Source organism: Amycolatopsis sp. NBC_01307 (assembly GCF_035975215.1).
GTDB lineage: Bacteria > Actinomycetota > Actinomycetes > Mycobacteriales > Pseudonocardiaceae > Amycolatopsis.
This window is the reverse complement of record NZ_CP108403.1, coordinates 1784730-1801094: the sequence shown is the minus strand read 5'-3', so window position 1 is coordinate 1801094 and position 16365 is coordinate 1784730. Positions and strand designations below refer to the sequence as shown.

Sequence of the window (16365 nt, the reverse complement as noted above, 5' to 3'; positions counted from 1 at the left end):
CCGGATGTTCGGAGCCGGTCTGGTCTTGTGGATCCTGTCCGCGGTCGTCACCTACCTGACCGGGAACCCCAACCTCATCCCCACCTTGGTGCTGCTCGGCAGCTTCCTGGTGCCGGTGACGTTCGTGGCGTGGGCGTTCGAGCGCCGGGACTCCGGCGAGCTCACCGCCGAACTCGTGTTCCGCACGTTCGTCGTCGGCGGGGTGCTCGGCGTGCTCGGGGCGTCGGTCCTGGAGACGTACCTGCTGCACCCGTCGCCGTGGCTGTACGTCGGCGTCGGGCTCATCGAGGAAGCGGTCAAGCTGGCCGCGCTCGCCCTGATGACCCGGCACCTGGCCGTGAAGTCCCTGCGCGACGGGTTGATCCTGGGTGCCGCCGTCGGGTTCGGGTTCGCCGCCTTCGAGTCGGCCGGGTACGCGCTGACCGCGCTGTTCACCCCCCAGGGGCTGTCCCTGACGGACCTGGTGACCACCGAGCTGCTGCGCGGGCTCCTCGCCCCGGTCGGCCACGGGCTGTGGACCGCCGTGCTCGGCGGGCTGCTGTTCGCGTGGAGCACCCGCGACCACTTCCTCCTCACCACCCGGCTCGCACTCGCCTACCTGGGCGTATCGCTGCTGCACGCGCTGTGGGACTCGATGTCCGTGATTTCCCTGTACCTCACGCTGCTGCTGACCGCTCAGCCGTGGCAGTACGAGCTCCTGGTGCGTGGCCTGCCGGCCGCGCCGACCGGCGCCCAGGTCGGGCTGTACACGACGCTGACCTGGGTGGGCCAGGGCCTGATCGCGGCGATCGGGGTGGTGTGGCTGCTGGTGCTGGTCGCGCGGGCGCGCCGCGAACGGCGGGAAACGCCACCGGCACGGGCTTACCGCGTGGCGACGTCCCGGCATCCGGCTCTTCCGCTCTGACCCTCGACGCCATCCGGTGGTTTGGCCGGTATCCCCCCGGGAACCCGACGAGATTCGACGAGCGAGGTGAGCCAGATGAACGCCCCACCCCAGGTGGTCGTAGGAGTGCTGGCCGACGAAGGTCTGCCGGAGCAGGTGATCGCGTCGATCGCCGATGACCTGCCCGGGATCTTCACCACCCGGGTCAGCGGACAGACGCGGTGGCAGGTGGACCACGAGGTGGACCAGCTGCCGCTGGACGAAGACGGTGACATCCCGATGCGCACGCTGTCGGAGCGCCACCGGCAGGACCAGGGCTGGGACGTGCTGGTCCTGGTCACCGATCTGCCCCGGCGGGCGGGGACGAAACCCGTCGTCGCGGGCGTCGACGTGGAGCACGGCGTCGCGATGATCTCGCTGCCCGCGCTCGGCGCCGTCCTGGTGCGGCGCCGGGTCCGGGCGTTGCTGGTCCGCGTGGTGCGGCAACTGGTGTCGCGGCGGCTCGGGCTCGACGGGGACCAGCACCGGCAAGGGACGATGGCACGGTTGCGCGAGGCGCTGGCCCCGACGCAGCGGATGTCCGGCGAACACCAGTCCGCCGCTACCCACCTGGCTCTGGTCGGGCTGCGCGGCCGGCTGCGGCTGCTGGCCGGGATGGTGCGGGACAACCGCCCGTGGCAGCTCGTCCCGCACTTGGCGGGCGCCACCGCGGCGGCGGCCGGCACCGCCGCCTACGGCGTCATCACCAGTTCGTTCTGGAAGCTCGCGGACGCGCTGTCCCCGCTGCGGCTGGCGGGGATCACGGTGGTCACCGTGGTGATCATGGCGGTGTGGTTGATGGTGTACAACCACTTGTGGGACCGGCCTTCCGTGGGCGTCGAGCGACGCAAGGCCGTGCTGTACAACGTGTCCACGGCGGCCACGCTGGCGATCGGGGTGGCGTGCATGTACGCGATCCTGTACGTGGTCGCACTGCTCGCGGCGGCCGTCGTGATCGACAGCGGCTATTTCGCGCAGACCCTGGGGCACCCGGTCGGTATGGGTTCGTACCTGAACCTGGTGTGGCTGTGCAGTTCGGTCGGGATCGTCGCCGGTGCGCTCGGGTCGAGCCTCGAGGACGAGGAGACCGTCCGCAAGGCGACCTACAGCCGCCGCGAGCGGGAACGCCAAGAACGAAACCAGCACCGAGTGGACGACGGCGTCAAGGTTCGATGATCACGTCCTCGTGGCCGCGACCATGCCGCGCGGACTTCCCCGAGGATCGCCCGCGCCCAGTCCGCGACCGCGCGGCCACCCGCGTGCCGGTCCCGCCTGCTTCGCCCGTCACCTCCCCGGTCGCCGACAGCCGCGTCCGCAGGAAGCCGCGAGCACCGCCTCGAATCCGCCCTGCACCGCTCCGGCGGTCTCGCCGTCAGTACTCGATACGCGGTCGCGGCGCCATCGTCGCCAGGAGAAGCGCACCGAGATCGTCGCTGTCCGCCAGCACGTCGAGTACACCGGCAAGCTGCAACACGCGACGGACTCCGCCACAGGCGTGGCGAACCCGGTAGGACGTGCCGTGGTCGACAGCGGTGGTGTAGCCGAACATCAGCGCATGTACTCCGGCACTGCTCATCGCGGTTACCTGCGCCAGGCTGATCAACAGCACCTCGGCGCCCTCGACGACGATCAAGTCGGACAGCTGCGATCGCAGCGGGCCGGACGCTGCCTCCAGTACCTCGCCCACCAGGTCCAGCTCGGTGGTCGCGCGGCTGTGCCTGCGAACGTTCATCACGAAAGCCACCGCCTGCCTCCTACCGCCGATGTCGACAGTACGGAAAGGTGGATTTCGAGCAAGTCCGCGCATTCACGACGGGGCAAGCCGACACGAGGTGCTCGCCTTGGCGCCCTACCTCCCCCGCCGCCCGGCTCGGAGTCCCGTGCGGAGCGAATCCGCCGCGCGCAACCGGTGATCGCGCAAGCAGTCACGGTTGCACTGCCGGATCTCGACCGTGCGGGCCAGGGTCACCAAGTCCGGGTCAAGCACCAGCTCGCCGCGCCCGAGAACCTGCCGGAGAGCTACCCGTCATGCCGGTCGCGACGGCCGGTGGCCAGCACCGCCCAGACGATCTTGCCTCCGGACCAGCGTGGGCTGCTGCCCCACACCCGCGCCGCGTCGGCCACGATGCGCAGACCGAGCCCTGGCGAGGTACTTCCGGCTTGTCCCCTCAGCACCGCGGGCCGCGGGCTGTCGTCGGAAACGGCGATCGTCAGCATCCCCGAACGCAGTTCGAGATGGATCTCCGGACAGAACGTGGTGTGCTGGATGACGTTGGCGACCAGTTCCGTGGCGATCAGCGTGCCGTCGTAGACCAGCTCGGGCACTCCCCACCGCTCCGCCCGTTCCCGGACGAACCCTCGAGCGACGACCGGGGCGTCCTCGGAGCGGGACAGGACACGCTGGGCGAACTGCCGGACCGGCACAGGTTGCCGCTCCGCGGCCTCGACGTCCGGGTGGACCGGCACGAACCGGTCGACACCGTGATCGTGCAGCGCCCGCACCTGAACACCCTGATGGGTGACCAGGAGGAACGGGATACCCGGCCAGTCACCGATGCGCCGCGCGACCAGCGGGAACACCGCCGCCGGCGAGTACTCGCCCACCACGAGGCCGTTGATGTCGGCGATCAGGCACGGCGGGGTGTCCGCGGCGACCTTCAGCAGCCCGTCGCGGAGGAAGGCGTATCCGGAAAAGGTCGAGCTCCCCGGTCACGGTGACAAGGGTGCTCGCGAGCCGATGAGTCAGCTCGATCGTGATCCCGACAGGCACAACGACCCGTCACAACCATCTTCGACGCGCAACCGGCGGAGCACGGGTACCACGATGACGCGACCTGCCAGATGACTTCACCAACCGACCGTAGCCACGGCGGACCGCTGGTGATACCGCGCAACGGCCGGACTTCCGGCGTGCCACGGCAGGCCCGCTCGATCGAGGTACCGGAACCGAGATCGTCTCGCCGGACGGGTAGGGAACAACCGTGTCCAAGCCCAGGACCAGTAGCTTCTGCCGGACGTGTGGCGAGGCGCCGAACTCGACAATCCAGCCCCGGACACGGTCCCTCCTCGATCGAGCCGCACGACGGCCCGGTCATGAGCGGAGCGGGCGGTCCCGCCGCCGAAAAGTGGTGGCCCGGCCCTGACAGCAGCGGACGGGGAGCCCACGACGCCTCAGCTCGAACACAGCCGAGCCACCACGCCGTTCTGGTACCCGCGGACCGGCCGGGCAAACTCGACCCGCGCCGATCGGGCCCGTCCGAGTCCACAGTAGACTTCACGTGCGGCTGGTCACGGACGTCACGATCCCAGGACGCGCTTCACCACCTGTTCGGCCACCTCTCGCAGCTTCACGTTCTGCCGCTGCGACTCCTCCACCAGTACGGTGAACGCGGCTTCGGCGTCGACCTTCTGGATCGCCATCAGCCCGGCGTCCACGTCGGATCTCTCAGTTCCCACTTGACCGAGCTGCGCGGCATCCTCGGTCGCGGCCGGGCGCCGTGGGTGGAGGACGTCGCGCTCAAGGAGATGGACGTCGTCCTCCGTCAGCGCAACGACCCCCACTGGATCGCCGAGCAGCAGGCGAAGGCCGAGCAGCGTGCGGCCGCGCAGGCGGCCACCGAGGCCGAACTGCTCCGGCTGGGCCGGTCGAAGCTGGGCGGCGCCGGCTCAGGTGGTCACAACCGGCCGGTACGCGCGATCACCTGGCCGGCGAAGTCGAGCATCCGGTCAAGGCCGGTGAACACCGCGAAGGCGTCGAAGTATGCCTCATCAACACCGGACTCGACGTACCGCAACAACTTGTCCGCGACCGAGCCGACGGACGTGCCCGGTTCGAGGTTGATCCGCATGGCCGTCTTCAGCGCATCGGGATCGCGGCCGGCGTCCTGCGCCGCTCGGCGTGCTATCGACCACAGGCGATCGGCGCCCTCGTCCTGACTGTTGATCGACGCGGCGGGCGCCGGCCCGTCGACCCCGAGCCAGCCGACCCCGCTGCGGCCGACCCGGCGCATCGCGGCCTCGCTGGCACCGCCGATCCAGATGGGTGGCCCGCCCACCTGGACCGGACGCAAGTCGGCGTGGACCGGCGGCAAGGTGAAGAACTCGCTGTCCCAGGACACGGGATTGGTCGTCCACCACGCTTGCAGGAACGCCAGCGTGTCATCGAGCATCCTGCCGCGCCGGTGCCAGTCCGCGTTGCGGGCGATGTCGTACTCCTGCTTCATCCACCCCAGCCCCACACCGACGCCGAGGCGGCCGTCGCTGAGCACATCGAGCGTGGTCAGCGTCCGGGCGAGGTGCGGCGGCTCGTAGTAGAACGTGCTGAGCGTGCTGGTGACCAGCCGCATCCGGCTGGTCGCCGTCGCGGCGACTGTCAACAGCAGCAACGGATCCAGGTACCGGCCCATCTGCGGCCCGCGGGTCAGGTAGCTGCTGTCCGGATCGACCGGGGTGATCAGGCGATCGCCGATCCACAGCGTGTCGTAGCCGAGGTCCTCGAGTTCGCGGCAGAACGCACTCAGGCCGGCGGCGCCGCTGACAGCGGGCCCGACCACGGGAAGAGTGATGCCGAGTTTCATGGTGGGGATTCCTCCGGTCGGTGCGGTTCAGCTCGTGAATTCGTCGACGCCGAGGGCGAAGTCCCCGTGGCCGACCCCGTTACCGGCGAGGCTCACCGTGATCAGGCCCATTCCTTCCAGCCAGTGCGCCATTTTCAGGCCACCGACGTCGAGCGGGCGCAGCCCGAGACTCTCGATGAATGCCGCCACGCCTGCCTTGGCCTGCGCGTTGTCGCCGGCGAAGAAGACGTCGGGCCGGCCCTTTTCCAGGACACCACGCAAGATGGTGTTGAACGCCTTCACCACGCTGGCGCCGGCCGGGGCCACCTTGGCGGCTTCCTGCGCGATCGAGGTTTCCTCGCTGTGGGCCAGTCCGTCGAACGCGGCGTTGAAGGGGTTGCTGATGTCGACGATGACCTTGCCCGCGAGGGCGTCTCCGTATTCGGTGACAACCGGGACGACACCGTCGTACAGCAGGGCCGTGATGACGATGTCCCCGGCCGGGACGGCACCCCACTCGCCCGTTGTCGTGCCGCGGCCCAGAGCGTCGGCCAGGTCGTCGGCCTTGGCCCGGTCGCGGCCCATGACTTCGACGGTGTTGCCGCCCGCCACCGCGAGCGTGCCGATGGTGCGGGCCATGTTCCCCGTGCCGATGAGGGTGATGCTGCTCATGAGGTGTGCTCTCTTCCTGTTTTGAGACGGCTTGCCGATCGCCCTTGACGCGCAGTTCTCAGCGCTGCGGCGAAAGGTTCCCCGGCAACGGTGTCCTCGATCTGCAGCCGAAAGAATGCGGCGTGGTGGGTCTCGCCGCCGAGAACCTCTTTGCAGGTGAGGTCCGCCGCCACCGCGGAGACGCTCTGGATGGCTCCTCGTCGCGTGTGGGACCCGGCCGGCCGGCCGGGCGACGCGGCATTCCGGGCGTGTGGTTCAGATGGCGGTGACGCCGCCATCGGCGACCAGTTCCAGGCCGTTGACGTAACTGGAATCGTCGGAGGCGAGGAACAGGGCCACAGTGGCGATTTCTTCCGGGTGGCCCATCTCCCCGCGGGGAATGAGGGACTCGAACGCGTCCTTGGTCGCCTCGTCGAACAGCTCTTCCTGCTTCGCGGTGGCGACCTGGCCGGGGGTCAGGACGTTGACCCGGATCTTGCGGTCGCGCAGTTCGTTGAGCCAGACGCGGGCCCAAGCCTGCTGGACGGCTTTGCTTCCCGCGTAGATGCTCCAGCCGGGGAAAGCACCGAGGGAGGCGTTGGACCCGGTCATGAAGATCGAGCCGTTGTCGTTGATCAGCGGCAGTGCCTTCTGCACGGTGAAGAGGGTGGCGCGCGCGTTGAGTGAGAAGGCGCGGTCGAACTGTTCCTCGGTGATCTCGCCGAGGACGGCGGGTTCGCCCATCCCGGCGCTGGCCCACAGCACGTCGATCGAGCCCTTTTCCTTCTTGACGGCGTCGTACAAGCGGTCCAGGTCGTCCAGGTCGGACGCGTCACCCTGGACGGCGGTGACGTTGCGGCCGATCAGCTTGACGGCGTCGTCGAGTGCTTCCTGCCGGCGGCCCTGGATGAAGACGTGCGCTCCTTCCTCGACGAACAGTTTGGCGCCGGCCAGTGCCATGCCGGTGGATCCGCCGGTGATCACCACCACCTTGCCTTCGAGCTTTCCCATGATCACTCCGTTTCACTGCCGAGTCGGCGTTATGTACACCAATCTGTGTATGTAACGTAACCGAAGGTCGCTCGGAGCGCAAGCTATGTACACCGGTCGGTACCGAACGGTGTAGGCTCGAGGCATGACGGAGTTGGAGATGGGCCCCCAGGGCCGGCGCCGCGGCCGGGGCGCGCGTGAGCGCATCCTCAAAGCGTCACAGCAACTGTTCCGCGATCAAGGCATCAACCGCACCGGCATGGACCAGCTCTGCGCCGCGGCCGAGGTGTCCAAGCGCACGGCCTACCAGCACTTCGCCGGTAAGGACGAACTCGTCGCCGAATACCTGCGCCGATTCGACCCCGACGTCATGCCCGGCGTGTTCGACCGCGCGGACCTCACGCCCCGCGAACGGCTCCTCGCCGCCTTCGAGATGCCCGCGTCCACGCCCCTGTGCCCCTTCATCGCGGCAGCCGTCGAACTCCACGACCCCCAGCACCCCGCATCTCGATACGCCCGCGAATACAAGACCGCCATCGCCGCACGGCTCACCGAAACCGCCCGCGAAGCCGGCGCCACCGACCCCGAACAACTCGGCGAACAACTGGCCCTGCTCATCGACGGTGCCGCGGCCCGCACCCGGGTCCTCGACAGCGACTCCTTCCCCACCGCCGCCACCATCGCCGCTGTCCTCATCGACAACGCCATCCCCGCGTCACCTCCGGCAGCCCAGCGATAACCGCGGAACCGCCGGGTCTGCTTCGGTTCCGACGGGAGGCCGATGACAGCCTGATCACGCCTCGCCGACGCGGCGGTCACCGACACAGCCGATCGCGGGCCCGCACTTCCAACCCAAGACGCATTTTCGGAGTGCCCCGCCGGGAAGTCCGGTTCCCGGCCGAGTTGATTTGTGGCGACAGACGTCATTGCTGCTGCCGTGGACCCTCCTGTCCGGTGCCGCGTTCGTGCCGCCGAGCAAGCCTTCGATGATCGAGACGGTCGGGGGCGTGCCGGACCGATCACCTGGGCGGCCGCGGCCCTCGGGCGGACCACCACGTTCTAAGCCGGGATGTAGGCCAGGCCGTGGGCGTGGGGGATTTCGAGGGTGTCGAGGACCGTGGGCCGCGCCGGGTTCCCGACGTCGAGGACGGTCACCGTCGAGCCGAACACGGCCGCGACGTACACCAGGGTGCCGTCCGGCGACGACCGGATCGTCAGGGGGAAGGCGCCGACGTCCGCCTGCCCCACCAGCTCCACCGAGACCGGCGACGTCCCCGTCCACACCGACAGGCGGCCGGCGCCGTCGAGCAGTTCACCCACCAGCAGCAGGCCGGTGTCCGTCCAGTGCACCGGGACCACGGGAAACTCGGTCGGCAGGGTCCGGACGACCTTGGCGGTCCGGGTGTCGATCAGCCGCACCCCGGGTTGCGCGGCCGACCGGCCGTCGGCCTTCGGTGCGGCGACAGCCACGACCGAGCCGTCCGGACCGGCCGCGATCCCCTCGCTCCCGGGCACGGCGACCTTGGCGACCAGCTCACCACTCGTCAGGTCGACCACGGAGACGAACGGCGCCTCCTTGTTGGCCGCGTAGCCGTGGACGCCGTCCGGGTCCGTGACGAACCAGTGCGGTCCGGGCGCTTCGGTGTCAACGCGGCGGAGCACCTTCCGGGTGGCGGTGTCCAGGACGACGACGCCGCCCGGGCCCGCCGGACCGGCTTCGACGCTGACGTACAGCATGCCGCGGCAGGCGTCGAGCGCCATGCCGTGCGGACCGTGCTCCGGCGAGATGTCGAGCACGTCGACGATCTCCCCGGCGTCCGGGTCGATCACGGTGACCTGGTGGTTGCGGCCGTCGTTCTCGTCGTAGTGGCCGTGGTGGTACGCGCTGGTGCAGTACAGCAGCCGGTGCGCGGGGTCGAAGCACAGCTCGTGCGGCTCGGCGGGCACCGGCAGCACCGCCCGGACGCGGTGGTCGACGGCGTCCAGCAGGGTGATGGTGGAGCCGCTCTGGTCGACCACCGCCAGCCGGTCGCCGGGACGCGGGTAGGCGGTCACGGGTTCTCCCATCAGAGGTAGCTGCTTTCAGAGGTAGCTGCCGAGGTCTTCGGCGAGGGTCGGGCCGCTGGGCGTCCAGCCGAGCAGTGAACGGGTGGTGTCGCTCGCCGCGGCCATGTCGGCCCCGGCGAACTTGCTCAGCCAGCCGAAGTGCGCACCGGCCTGATCTTCCGGCACGGAAGCGGCGGGTACATCCAGCCCGCGGCCGATCGCTTCGGCGATCGCGATCGAACTCCACATTGTGGACTCAAAGCGGCTGTTGGCCGCCAAGAGGTCGTCGCGGGTCACGACGGACTTCAGGTGGGCGCCGCCGGCGGTGGCGAACGCGATCTTGGCGCCCGCAACCACGATCGCGACGAGCAAGAGCTGCACGTAGGTCAGCCGGCCGAGCCAGTAGGCCAGCGGGATGGTGGCCATCGCAACGAACCGCAACAGGTGCACGGTGATCGTCGCGGGACGTTCGCGGCGAGTCTCGGTCCACGGGCCGGTCGGGACAGCGACGAGAGCGCCGACGATAAGACTTGCCGACGAGAGCGCGGAAACGCTAGTAGGACTGGAGCGCAGGACGCTGATGGCGATCAACCGAAGACACCGAACCCGAGACCGGAGCCCTAGGCGCTGACCTCGTACGCGGCCCACGCCATCCGATCTGTCGGCGCGCCACAACTCTCCGCTGTGTCTCTAGGGTGGGGGTGTGGACCTCGACGCGGTGCGGACCTTCCTCAAGGTCTCGTCGGAAGGGCGGTTCCAGAGCGCGGCCGACGAGCTCGGCATCACCCAGCAGGCCGTCTCGAAGCGCATCGGTGCCCTCGAGCGTGAGCTCGGCGTGGTTCTCTTCGCCCGCGGGCCCCGCGGCACCACGCTGACGGTCGACGGCCACGCGTTCCTGCCCCACGCCCACGAGCTGCTCCAGGCCGCGGACCGCGCCCTCGCCTCGGTGATGCCCGGACGCCGAACGCTGCGAGTCGACGTACGGAACCGGCGGACGGCGCCGGCCACGCTCCTGCACGCCTTCTACCGGCAACGCCGCGGGCGCGACCTGGACGTTGTCGCATTGCCCGACCTCACTCTCGAGGCGACGCTGGCCGCTGTCGCGGGCGGCGCCGTGGACGTCACGTTCCGCGGTCTGACCGACCCGAGGAGGCAGCTCTCCGGCACGGGACTCTCCAGCGCCCTGGTCATCGAGGACCGCCACGAGCTGCTGGTCGGCCCGAAGCACCCGCTTGCCGATGCTCCGTCTGTGATCCCACGCCAGCTCGCCGAGCACCCGATCTGGATGCCGGGGCTGCCCAGCGGGGACGAGGTCGCGGCCTACTACGCCGAGCTGGGCGCCACGTTCGGGATCACCATCGACGTCCTGGGCCCGGCGTTCGGGGCCGAGGTGCTGATGACCGAGATCGCCGAGTCGGCGACGCTCGCCAACCTCGTCGGCGAAGGCTCCCGCTACCTCTGGCCCGCGCACTACGACCTTCGACGCATCCCGATCGTCGACCCCACACCGGTCTTCCCGCTCTGGGTCATCTGGCGCACCGACAACCGGCACTCCGACCTGGCCGAGCTGCTCGCTTTCCTCAAAGCCGACTTCGCCGGCCGGCAAGGTGGCGACAAGTGGCGCCCGTCCTGGGCACGCCACAGCCACTAGTCACAGCTGCCGCGACTCAACGGGAACTGCCCGACGGCGTCGAACGCCGCCTCCGCCCTCAACGACGATGCAGACAACCAGCCGCCATCCAGGATGCGCAGACCGGGTCGACCGGTCCGAACGCACGCTCATGGCTCCCCTTTATGTCAAGGGGCGGCCGTGGCCGGGGGTAGGCTAGTCGTTGGCAGGTTCGGGTTGTGGCTTGTCCGAAGGGCCGGTGTCCGGGGTCAGGCCGGTCACGCTGGATTGCAGAGTCGTCCCCGAGTGCCCTCCCGGGCCTGCCGCCTCACGTCGCTTCTGATCGGCGAGCATGCGGGCGTAGACGACGTTCGATAAGCGTCGTTTGAGGGCCCGCATCGCTTCCATCGACGTCTTGCCCGCGGCTTTCTTGCCATCGAAATAGACGCGACCCGCGGTGGAATTACGGAGCTGGACAACGCCCATGATGTGCAGCGTCCGATTGATCCTGCGATTACCGGCACGAGACAACCGATGCCGTTGCTGCTCGCCGGACGATACGTCCAACGGTGCGGTGCCGTTCCAGGACGCGAACCGATCCCGGTTGGCGAACCGGTGGATGTCGCCGACGTCGGCCAACAGCCGCGCGGCGCCGGAGGGACCGATGCCTTGGAGGTCGATCAGCGTGGATCCGCGGGCGATCACCAGCTCGCGAAGATCCTTGTCGGCGGCCTTGGACTTCTTGTCGATCGTCTCGAGCTCTGTGATCAACTCGACGATCAGACGGCGGCGGGTCTTGCCCACGATGTCCCGCGGTCTGACCGTCGCCACGAGCGCACGGGCCTGTGACGCGGACAGGAACTTCTTCGCACCGCCGGGAAACAGCTCCAGCAGCAGCCGGTGAAGACGGTTGACGGTCTGAGTCCTGGCGCGGCCGAGCTCGTCACGGCGATCGACGAGCATGCCCAGTACGACCAGCTCAGGATCGGCCTGGACTCGGACCAGGTTCGGTGCGCGCAACGCGGCCAAGGCGACGGAGTGCGCGTCGACGGGGTCGGTCTTGCGGCCGTTGCCCGTGGCGAACACCCGCACCTGCGCCGACAACTTCGCCGGCACGTCCAGCACCGTCTCACCGTCATGGACCAGCCGGTGGGCGATATGCCGGCCGACGCCGTTACAACCTTCCACTGCCCATACCCGCTCGGTGAACCGCCGCCCGGCCGACAGCATTTCCGTATAGCCGAGCTGGTCAGTGCCGAACTTCCCGACCGTGACCATGTCACCGCGTTCGTTGATCACCTCGATCGTGGCTGAACGCTTATGCGGATCCATCCCGATGATCACCGACATGCGGTTCTCCTTTGCCTCGACGTGACGATGTCAGCAAGGAGGGCACCGCTACTTCGAGCAGAACAGACCCCTTTTCAGCCACTCCTCGCGCGGCTCGGCGAGACGCATGCCATGAGAGAGCCACGCCAATGCCACCGGCGGGCAGCCGCAATGTGGGAGCGACTCACCGAGCACCTGAACCAGAGTCTGGCCGGACCTGGTCCTGTCGCCCAGTCTTAAGTAGCCGATGTGAAACCCCGGCCCCGCGACCCCGGACGGGCGCGTCAGCGACGGAGCCGGCCCGCGCCCTGGAGTCCAGCCGTGCGGTCACTCCACTTGTTCTGCGCGCAAAACAAGATGGGGATGGCGTCGTCGCACGGACCGCCGCCCGGCGTTGTCGGCATTCACCGTGCCAGCAGCTGGTGGACGTACCACCGCAGCAGCCGCCGCTCGCGTGGCAGGTCGAAACGTTCGGGCTCGATGACTGCGCACAGATGCAGCCCGTTGATCATCGCCAGCACATAGGCCGCATGGTCGTCGATGTCCTCCTCTGCCACATGACCTTGTCCGGCGAGCACCATCAGCCAGCGGCGCACCGCGGCCGTGGACGCCCCGTGCGCGCTGCGCAGGACGTTCTTGAGTGCCGGCGCGGCATCCGGCGCCAACGCCGTGCGGTAGAGATCGAACCAGTGGCCCCGCGACGAGATCTCCCGGCTGGGCTCGGGCAAGAACTGCTCCAGGCAGTCGTAGAGGCGCACGGCCGGGTCTTCGGTGTCGTCCTCGATCGCCAGATCCTTGAGCACCGAGGTGACCAGCTCGGTCGACAAGGCGTGATGGAGAGCGGCCTGCGTGGGGAAGTAGTGCCGCAACGTGGTCGCACCCACGCCGGCCTCGCGGGCGACCCCGCGGACGCTCAGGGCACCGTAGCCACTCTTGCGCGCCAAGCGAACTGCGGCCTGGACCAGCTCATCCCGGGTAGACATCCCTTGAGTGTACCGGCACGAATACAATGATCGTACCAGCACACTTGACGCGGGTCGTGCTAGTACATATTCTCAGATCGTACTAACCGAGTTGAGGGAGGTCGTCATGACAGAACCACTGGTGGAGGCGCCGACCGCGCGTCTCACCCGTCCGGGATGGCCGGAGGTGCTGACCGCCGGTGTCACCTACGCCGTGGCCTACCTGGCCGGGCCGCCGCTGATCGATCAGCTCGCGGGTGGTTCCGGCGTGGCGTCGGGGCTGTCCTACGCCGCCCTTTCGGGGGTCATGGCCCTGCTGGCGTTCGCCACGGCTTTCGTGATCCGGATCCGGACGTGGCCGGCTTTCGGGGTTCGTACCGTGGCCGCGCGCTGGTGGCTCATCGCCGCGGGCCTGGGCCTGGGCGCGATCGTGCTCACCCAGATCCTGTCCATCGCCGTGATCGCTGTGCTGGGGAACCAGGTCTCCGATGTGCAGGGGGGCTACCGGGACGCCGCGGCGGCGGGGCCGATCGCGCTGGTGCTGCAACTGCTGTTCCTCGCCGTGCTCACGCCGCTGGGCGAAGAGTTCGCGTTCCGCGGCGTGCTGACCAACGCCCTGTCGCGGTACGGCGTGTGGGTCAGCGGCGTGGTGAGCACCCTCGTCTTCGCGGCGGTGCACGGCCTCAACATGGCGCTGGTGCCCGCGTTCGTCGTCGGAAGCATCAACGCCTTCCTTTTCCTACGCACGAAGTCGGTGTGGCCCGGCGTGCTCGTTCACGCCCTCAACAACGCGTTCGTCACCGTCCTCGCCGCGCTCGCAGCAGCGTAGAAGCTCAGTCGCGCCCGCCTGTGAGCGTCACCGAGAGGTCCTGACACACCCGTCCCCTGCCGTGCGGAGAAGACATGACCGGGATGCCCGGAACCAACGAGGACGACACACCGATCGTCACCGGACAAGCGGAAGCACCCACCGAGGACACGTCGCCGCGCCGGCCCTGGCGGGGCCGCACCTCCAGTCCGGAGGAGATCGACGCCGCCAAACAGCAGTGGCGCGAACTGCGGCCGTGGAGCGGGCCGACAAGGTGCTGATCGGCGTGCTGATCGCCGCGATCGTGCTGTCGCTGGGTTCGCTGCCGCTGCGCCCGTTTCTCCTGGGGTCGCATCCGATCGCGACCGCGGCCGTGACGGGCAGTTCGTCGGCGATCGGCGCGGGCGCCGCGTTCGCCCGGCTCGGGCAAGCGGACCTGTGGGTCGTCATCGTCGCCGGGATCATCGGCAAGATCAAGTTCGATTGGCTGTACTGGTGGGCGGGACGCCGCTGGGGCCAGAAGGGACTGCAGTTCTTCGTGCCGACCGAGCAGGCGCGACGGCTGGCACCGCGACTGCGGTCCTGGCCGGCGTGGGGGAAGTTCGGCCTCGTCGTCGCCTCGTCGGTGCCGGGTGTGCCAGCGATCTTCACGTTCCTGCTCGCCGGGTTGACCGGGATGTCGCTGCCCGCGTTCCTGCTGGCCGATGTGCTTGGCGCCGGCCTCATGACCGGACTGGTCGCCGGCCTGGGCTACAGCCTCGGCCAGCAGGCCGTCGACGTGGTCCTGCTGATCGACCGCTACGCACTGTGGATCACCCTGGCCTTCGCCGCCCTCATCGCGATTCAGGCCACACGCGCACAGCTCGCCCGCCAGAAGAAGCAGCAGGCTGCCTAAGGGATGTCTCGTAACTGATCTTGTGATTGGTGGTGCTGGTGTTGCGGATCAGTCCGCGAGGAGGATGTTGTGCAGGTGTGCGATTCCGGACACCGTGTCGTTCAGGGTGCCGGCGGCGCGACGGTAGTCGCGCAGGATCTTCCAGCACTTCATCCGAGCCAACGCGTGTTCGACGCGGGCGCGGATCTTGCGGTGGCCGGCGTTGAGGTCTTCTTTCCAGTCCGGCAGATCGCTGCCGTCACGGGGTTTGCGGTAGGGCATGATCACCTCGGAGTTGCCTTGGTAACCACCGTCGGCCATGACCGGGCGTCCCGCCAGCTGGTCCTCGATTCCGGAGTCGCGGTAGACGGTGCAGTCGTTGCGGTTGCCCGGGTGGGCGTCGCCGGTGGCGATCACCAGGCGGGTGTCAGCGTCGATCGCGACCTGCACGTTCGCCGAGTACCGGTAGTTCTTCGACGGCGCCGCCAACCGGTGATCCCGCGTCGGCACCAAGGTGCCGTCGACGATCGCGATCGCGTCGATCCGGCGTTTGCGGACCGGTGCGAGCGCCAGCAGCGGTCCGACGGTGTCGATCACCCGGTGCGCCGCGGAGTGCGACACTCCGAACAACGGCCCGATCTGGCGCATCGTCAGGTTTGTCCGCCAGTACGTCGCGACCAGCAGCACACGACCAGCCAGGTCGAGGCGCCACTGGCGGCCAGGTCGGCCATCGGCGATCTCGTCACCGCCACGGTTCGCCACGATCCGCACCAGCTTCCGGAACTGACCTGGTTCCAGCCCCGTGAACGGGGTAATCCACTCCGGTCGCGATGCCGAGATCACCTGCACCACACCATGATCGACTACGTGCACGGCCAGACCCACACCGGGTTACGAGACATCCCTTAGGCGATCCGCTGAAGCGGGCACCCGAAGCCAAGCCTGACGTCCTCAAAGACCATAACCTGGTTGTGCTGGTCAGGACCTGGCAGTCAGCCCTCAACGCCTCCTCCAAACTCGGCTACGACTTCAATACCGAGGCCTGGGTCGCCGTACCGCGAGCAACAATCGCGGAGCTAGACCTCAGCCCAGACGACTTTAGACACTGAGCCCGCACGATCTCTCAACGCCCGAGCAACACGGTGGGGGGACTTGAACCCCCACATGTGGGATATCTCCCCTGTCTGGGGAGATCATGTCGGAAGTGTAGCGCAGAGCCACCGGGAAAGACGCCCAGCCTGGCCCACTTGGTCGACCACTGCAACACCCAGGCGCTCTGCGAGCAGTTGATCGGAAGGCGGGGTCCGCTGTAGTGAACTAGCAGGTCGACTGCAGAGGGTGGCAAATCTAGGGACACGCGCCGACACCACGACCGCCTGACCGCCCCATCAGAGGCGAGGAGCTCGTGCGACTGCGGGAGTGGCACAAGATCGCGAAGTCTGTTCGAGGACCCGCAGCCCCGGCGCCCTCATCATCGTACCCGGGTCCTGGCCATCGTCCACGGCGTGTCGATGCCCTACACCGTCGCCTGAAATCTCCCGGCCGAGGTCCTGCCCGGCTGACTGGCCACGCCCTCACCCGGCCGCCACCGCCGCACCGGCCCGCAGTCGTTCCGGTG

Annotated in this window: 18 protein-coding genes; 7 read left to right on the top strand and 11 right to left on the bottom strand. The window is 68.6% G+C overall.

Annotation, left to right across the window (positions count from 1 at the left end):
* Positions 1–4 precede the first annotated feature (4 nt).
* Both OG439_RS07715 and OG439_RS07710 read left to right on the top strand, forming a co-directional pair.
* Complete coding sequence (locus OG439_RS07715) at positions 5–904, top strand: PrsW family intramembrane metalloprotease (protein ID WP_326948667.1); 900 nt, start codon at positions 5–7, stop codon at positions 902–904.
* Between the two features lie 75 nt (positions 905–979).
* Positions 980–2098 (top strand): hypothetical protein, encoded by a 1119-nt coding sequence (locus tag OG439_RS07710; protein ID WP_326948666.1) that lies wholly within the window; start codon positions 980–982, stop codon positions 2096–2098.
* 196 nt (positions 2099–2294) lie between these two features.
* On the opposite strand, the gene OG439_RS07705 is transcribed toward OG439_RS07710, so the two are convergent.
* The 6 genes from OG439_RS07705 to OG439_RS07680 all read right to left on the bottom strand — a co-directional run bounded on the left by OG439_RS07705 (position 2295) and on the right by OG439_RS07680 (position 7140).
* Complete coding sequence (locus tag OG439_RS07705) at positions 2295–2666, bottom strand: STAS domain-containing protein (protein WP_326948665.1); 372 nt, start codon at positions 2664–2666, stop codon at positions 2295–2297.
* A gap of 275 nt (positions 2667–2941) precedes the next feature.
* On the bottom strand, positions 2942–3502 hold the full coding sequence (locus tag OG439_RS07700; protein ID WP_326948664.1) for an ATP-binding protein: 561 nt from the start codon (positions 3500–3502) through the stop codon (positions 2942–2944).
* Between the two features lie 717 nt (positions 3503–4219).
* A complete protein-coding gene (locus OG439_RS07695) occupies positions 4220–4357 on the bottom strand; it encodes an ANTAR domain-containing protein (RefSeq protein ID WP_326948663.1) in 138 nt (45 codons plus the stop codon).
* 239 nt (positions 4358–4596) lie between these two features.
* Positions 4597–5499, bottom strand: a complete 903-nt coding sequence (locus tag OG439_RS07690; protein WP_326948662.1) for a TIGR03619 family F420-dependent LLM class oxidoreductase — start codon at positions 5497–5499, stop codon at positions 4597–4599.
* Positions 5500–5526: 27 nt separating this feature from the next.
* Positions 5527–6150: an NADPH-dependent F420 reductase gene (locus OG439_RS07685; RefSeq protein ID WP_326948661.1), complete on the bottom strand. Its 624-nt coding sequence runs from the start codon at positions 6148–6150 to the stop codon at positions 5527–5529.
* A 255-nt stretch (positions 6151–6405) separates the two neighbouring features.
* Positions 6406–7140 carry an SDR family NAD(P)-dependent oxidoreductase gene (locus OG439_RS07680; RefSeq protein ID WP_326948660.1) on the bottom strand — a complete coding sequence of 245 codons (735 nt, stop codon included), beginning with the start codon at positions 7138–7140 and terminating at the stop codon, positions 6406–6408.
* A gap of 124 nt (positions 7141–7264) precedes the next feature.
* Here OG439_RS07680 and OG439_RS07675 point away from each other — a divergent pair, with 124 nt between their 5' ends.
* A complete protein-coding gene (locus OG439_RS07675; protein ID WP_326948659.1) occupies positions 7265–7858 on the top strand; it encodes a TetR/AcrR family transcriptional regulator in 594 nt (197 codons plus the stop codon).
* A 320-nt stretch (positions 7859–8178) separates the two neighbouring features.
* Here OG439_RS07675 and OG439_RS07670 read toward each other — a convergent pair whose 3' ends face one another.
* Together OG439_RS07670 and OG439_RS07665 are read right to left on the bottom strand one after the other, a co-directional pair.
* The gene (locus OG439_RS07670; RefSeq protein WP_326948658.1) at positions 8179–9186 is read right to left on the bottom strand and encodes a YncE family protein; all 1008 of its coding nucleotides are present in this window, start codon (positions 9184–9186) and stop codon (positions 8179–8181) included.
* Positions 9187–9201: 15 nt separating this feature from the next.
* On the bottom strand, positions 9202–9756 hold the full coding sequence (locus tag OG439_RS07665; RefSeq protein ID WP_326948657.1) for a hypothetical protein: 555 nt from the start codon (positions 9754–9756) through the stop codon (positions 9202–9204).
* A 112-nt stretch (positions 9757–9868) separates the two neighbouring features.
* On the opposite strand from OG439_RS07665, the gene OG439_RS07660 reads away from it, so the two are divergent.
* On the top strand, positions 9869–10816 hold the full coding sequence (locus OG439_RS07660) for a LysR family transcriptional regulator (protein WP_326948656.1): 948 nt from the start codon (positions 9869–9871) through the stop codon (positions 10814–10816).
* A 174-nt stretch (positions 10817–10990) separates the two neighbouring features.
* Here the strand turns inward: OG439_RS07660 and OG439_RS07655 are convergent, their stop codons facing one another.
* Together OG439_RS07655 and OG439_RS07650 are read right to left on the bottom strand one after the other, a co-directional pair.
* Positions 10991–12124, bottom strand: a complete 1134-nt coding sequence (locus OG439_RS07655; protein WP_326948655.1) for an IS110 family transposase — start codon at positions 12122–12124, stop codon at positions 10991–10993.
* A 383-nt stretch (positions 12125–12507) separates the two neighbouring features.
* Positions 12508–13086, bottom strand: a complete 579-nt coding sequence (locus OG439_RS07650; RefSeq protein WP_326948654.1) for a TetR/AcrR family transcriptional regulator — start codon at positions 13084–13086, stop codon at positions 12508–12510.
* Positions 13087–13192: 106 nt separating this feature from the next.
* On the opposite strand from OG439_RS07650, the gene OG439_RS07645 reads away from it, so the two are divergent.
* The 3 genes from OG439_RS07645 to OG439_RS07635 all read left to right on the top strand — a co-directional run bounded on the left by OG439_RS07645 (position 13193) and on the right by OG439_RS07635 (position 14768).
* Complete coding sequence (locus tag OG439_RS07645; RefSeq protein WP_326948653.1) at positions 13193–13894, top strand: CPBP family intramembrane glutamic endopeptidase; 702 nt, start codon at positions 13193–13195, stop codon at positions 13892–13894.
* Between the two features lie 74 nt (positions 13895–13968).
* Entirely contained in the window at positions 13969–14154 is a 186-nt protein-coding gene (locus OG439_RS07640; protein ID WP_326948652.1) for a hypothetical protein, read from the top strand.
* Entirely contained in the window at positions 14130–14768 is a 639-nt protein-coding gene (locus OG439_RS07635) for a DedA family protein (protein ID WP_326948651.1), read from the top strand. The genes OG439_RS07640 and OG439_RS07635 overlap by 25 nt, the downstream gene beginning before the upstream one ends.
* Before the next feature lie 48 nt (positions 14769–14816).
* Here the strand turns inward: OG439_RS07635 and OG439_RS07630 are convergent, their stop codons facing one another.
* A complete protein-coding gene (locus OG439_RS07630; protein ID WP_326948650.1) occupies positions 14817–15596 on the bottom strand; it encodes a transposase family protein in 780 nt (259 codons plus the stop codon).
* Positions 15597–16365 lie beyond the last annotated feature (769 nt).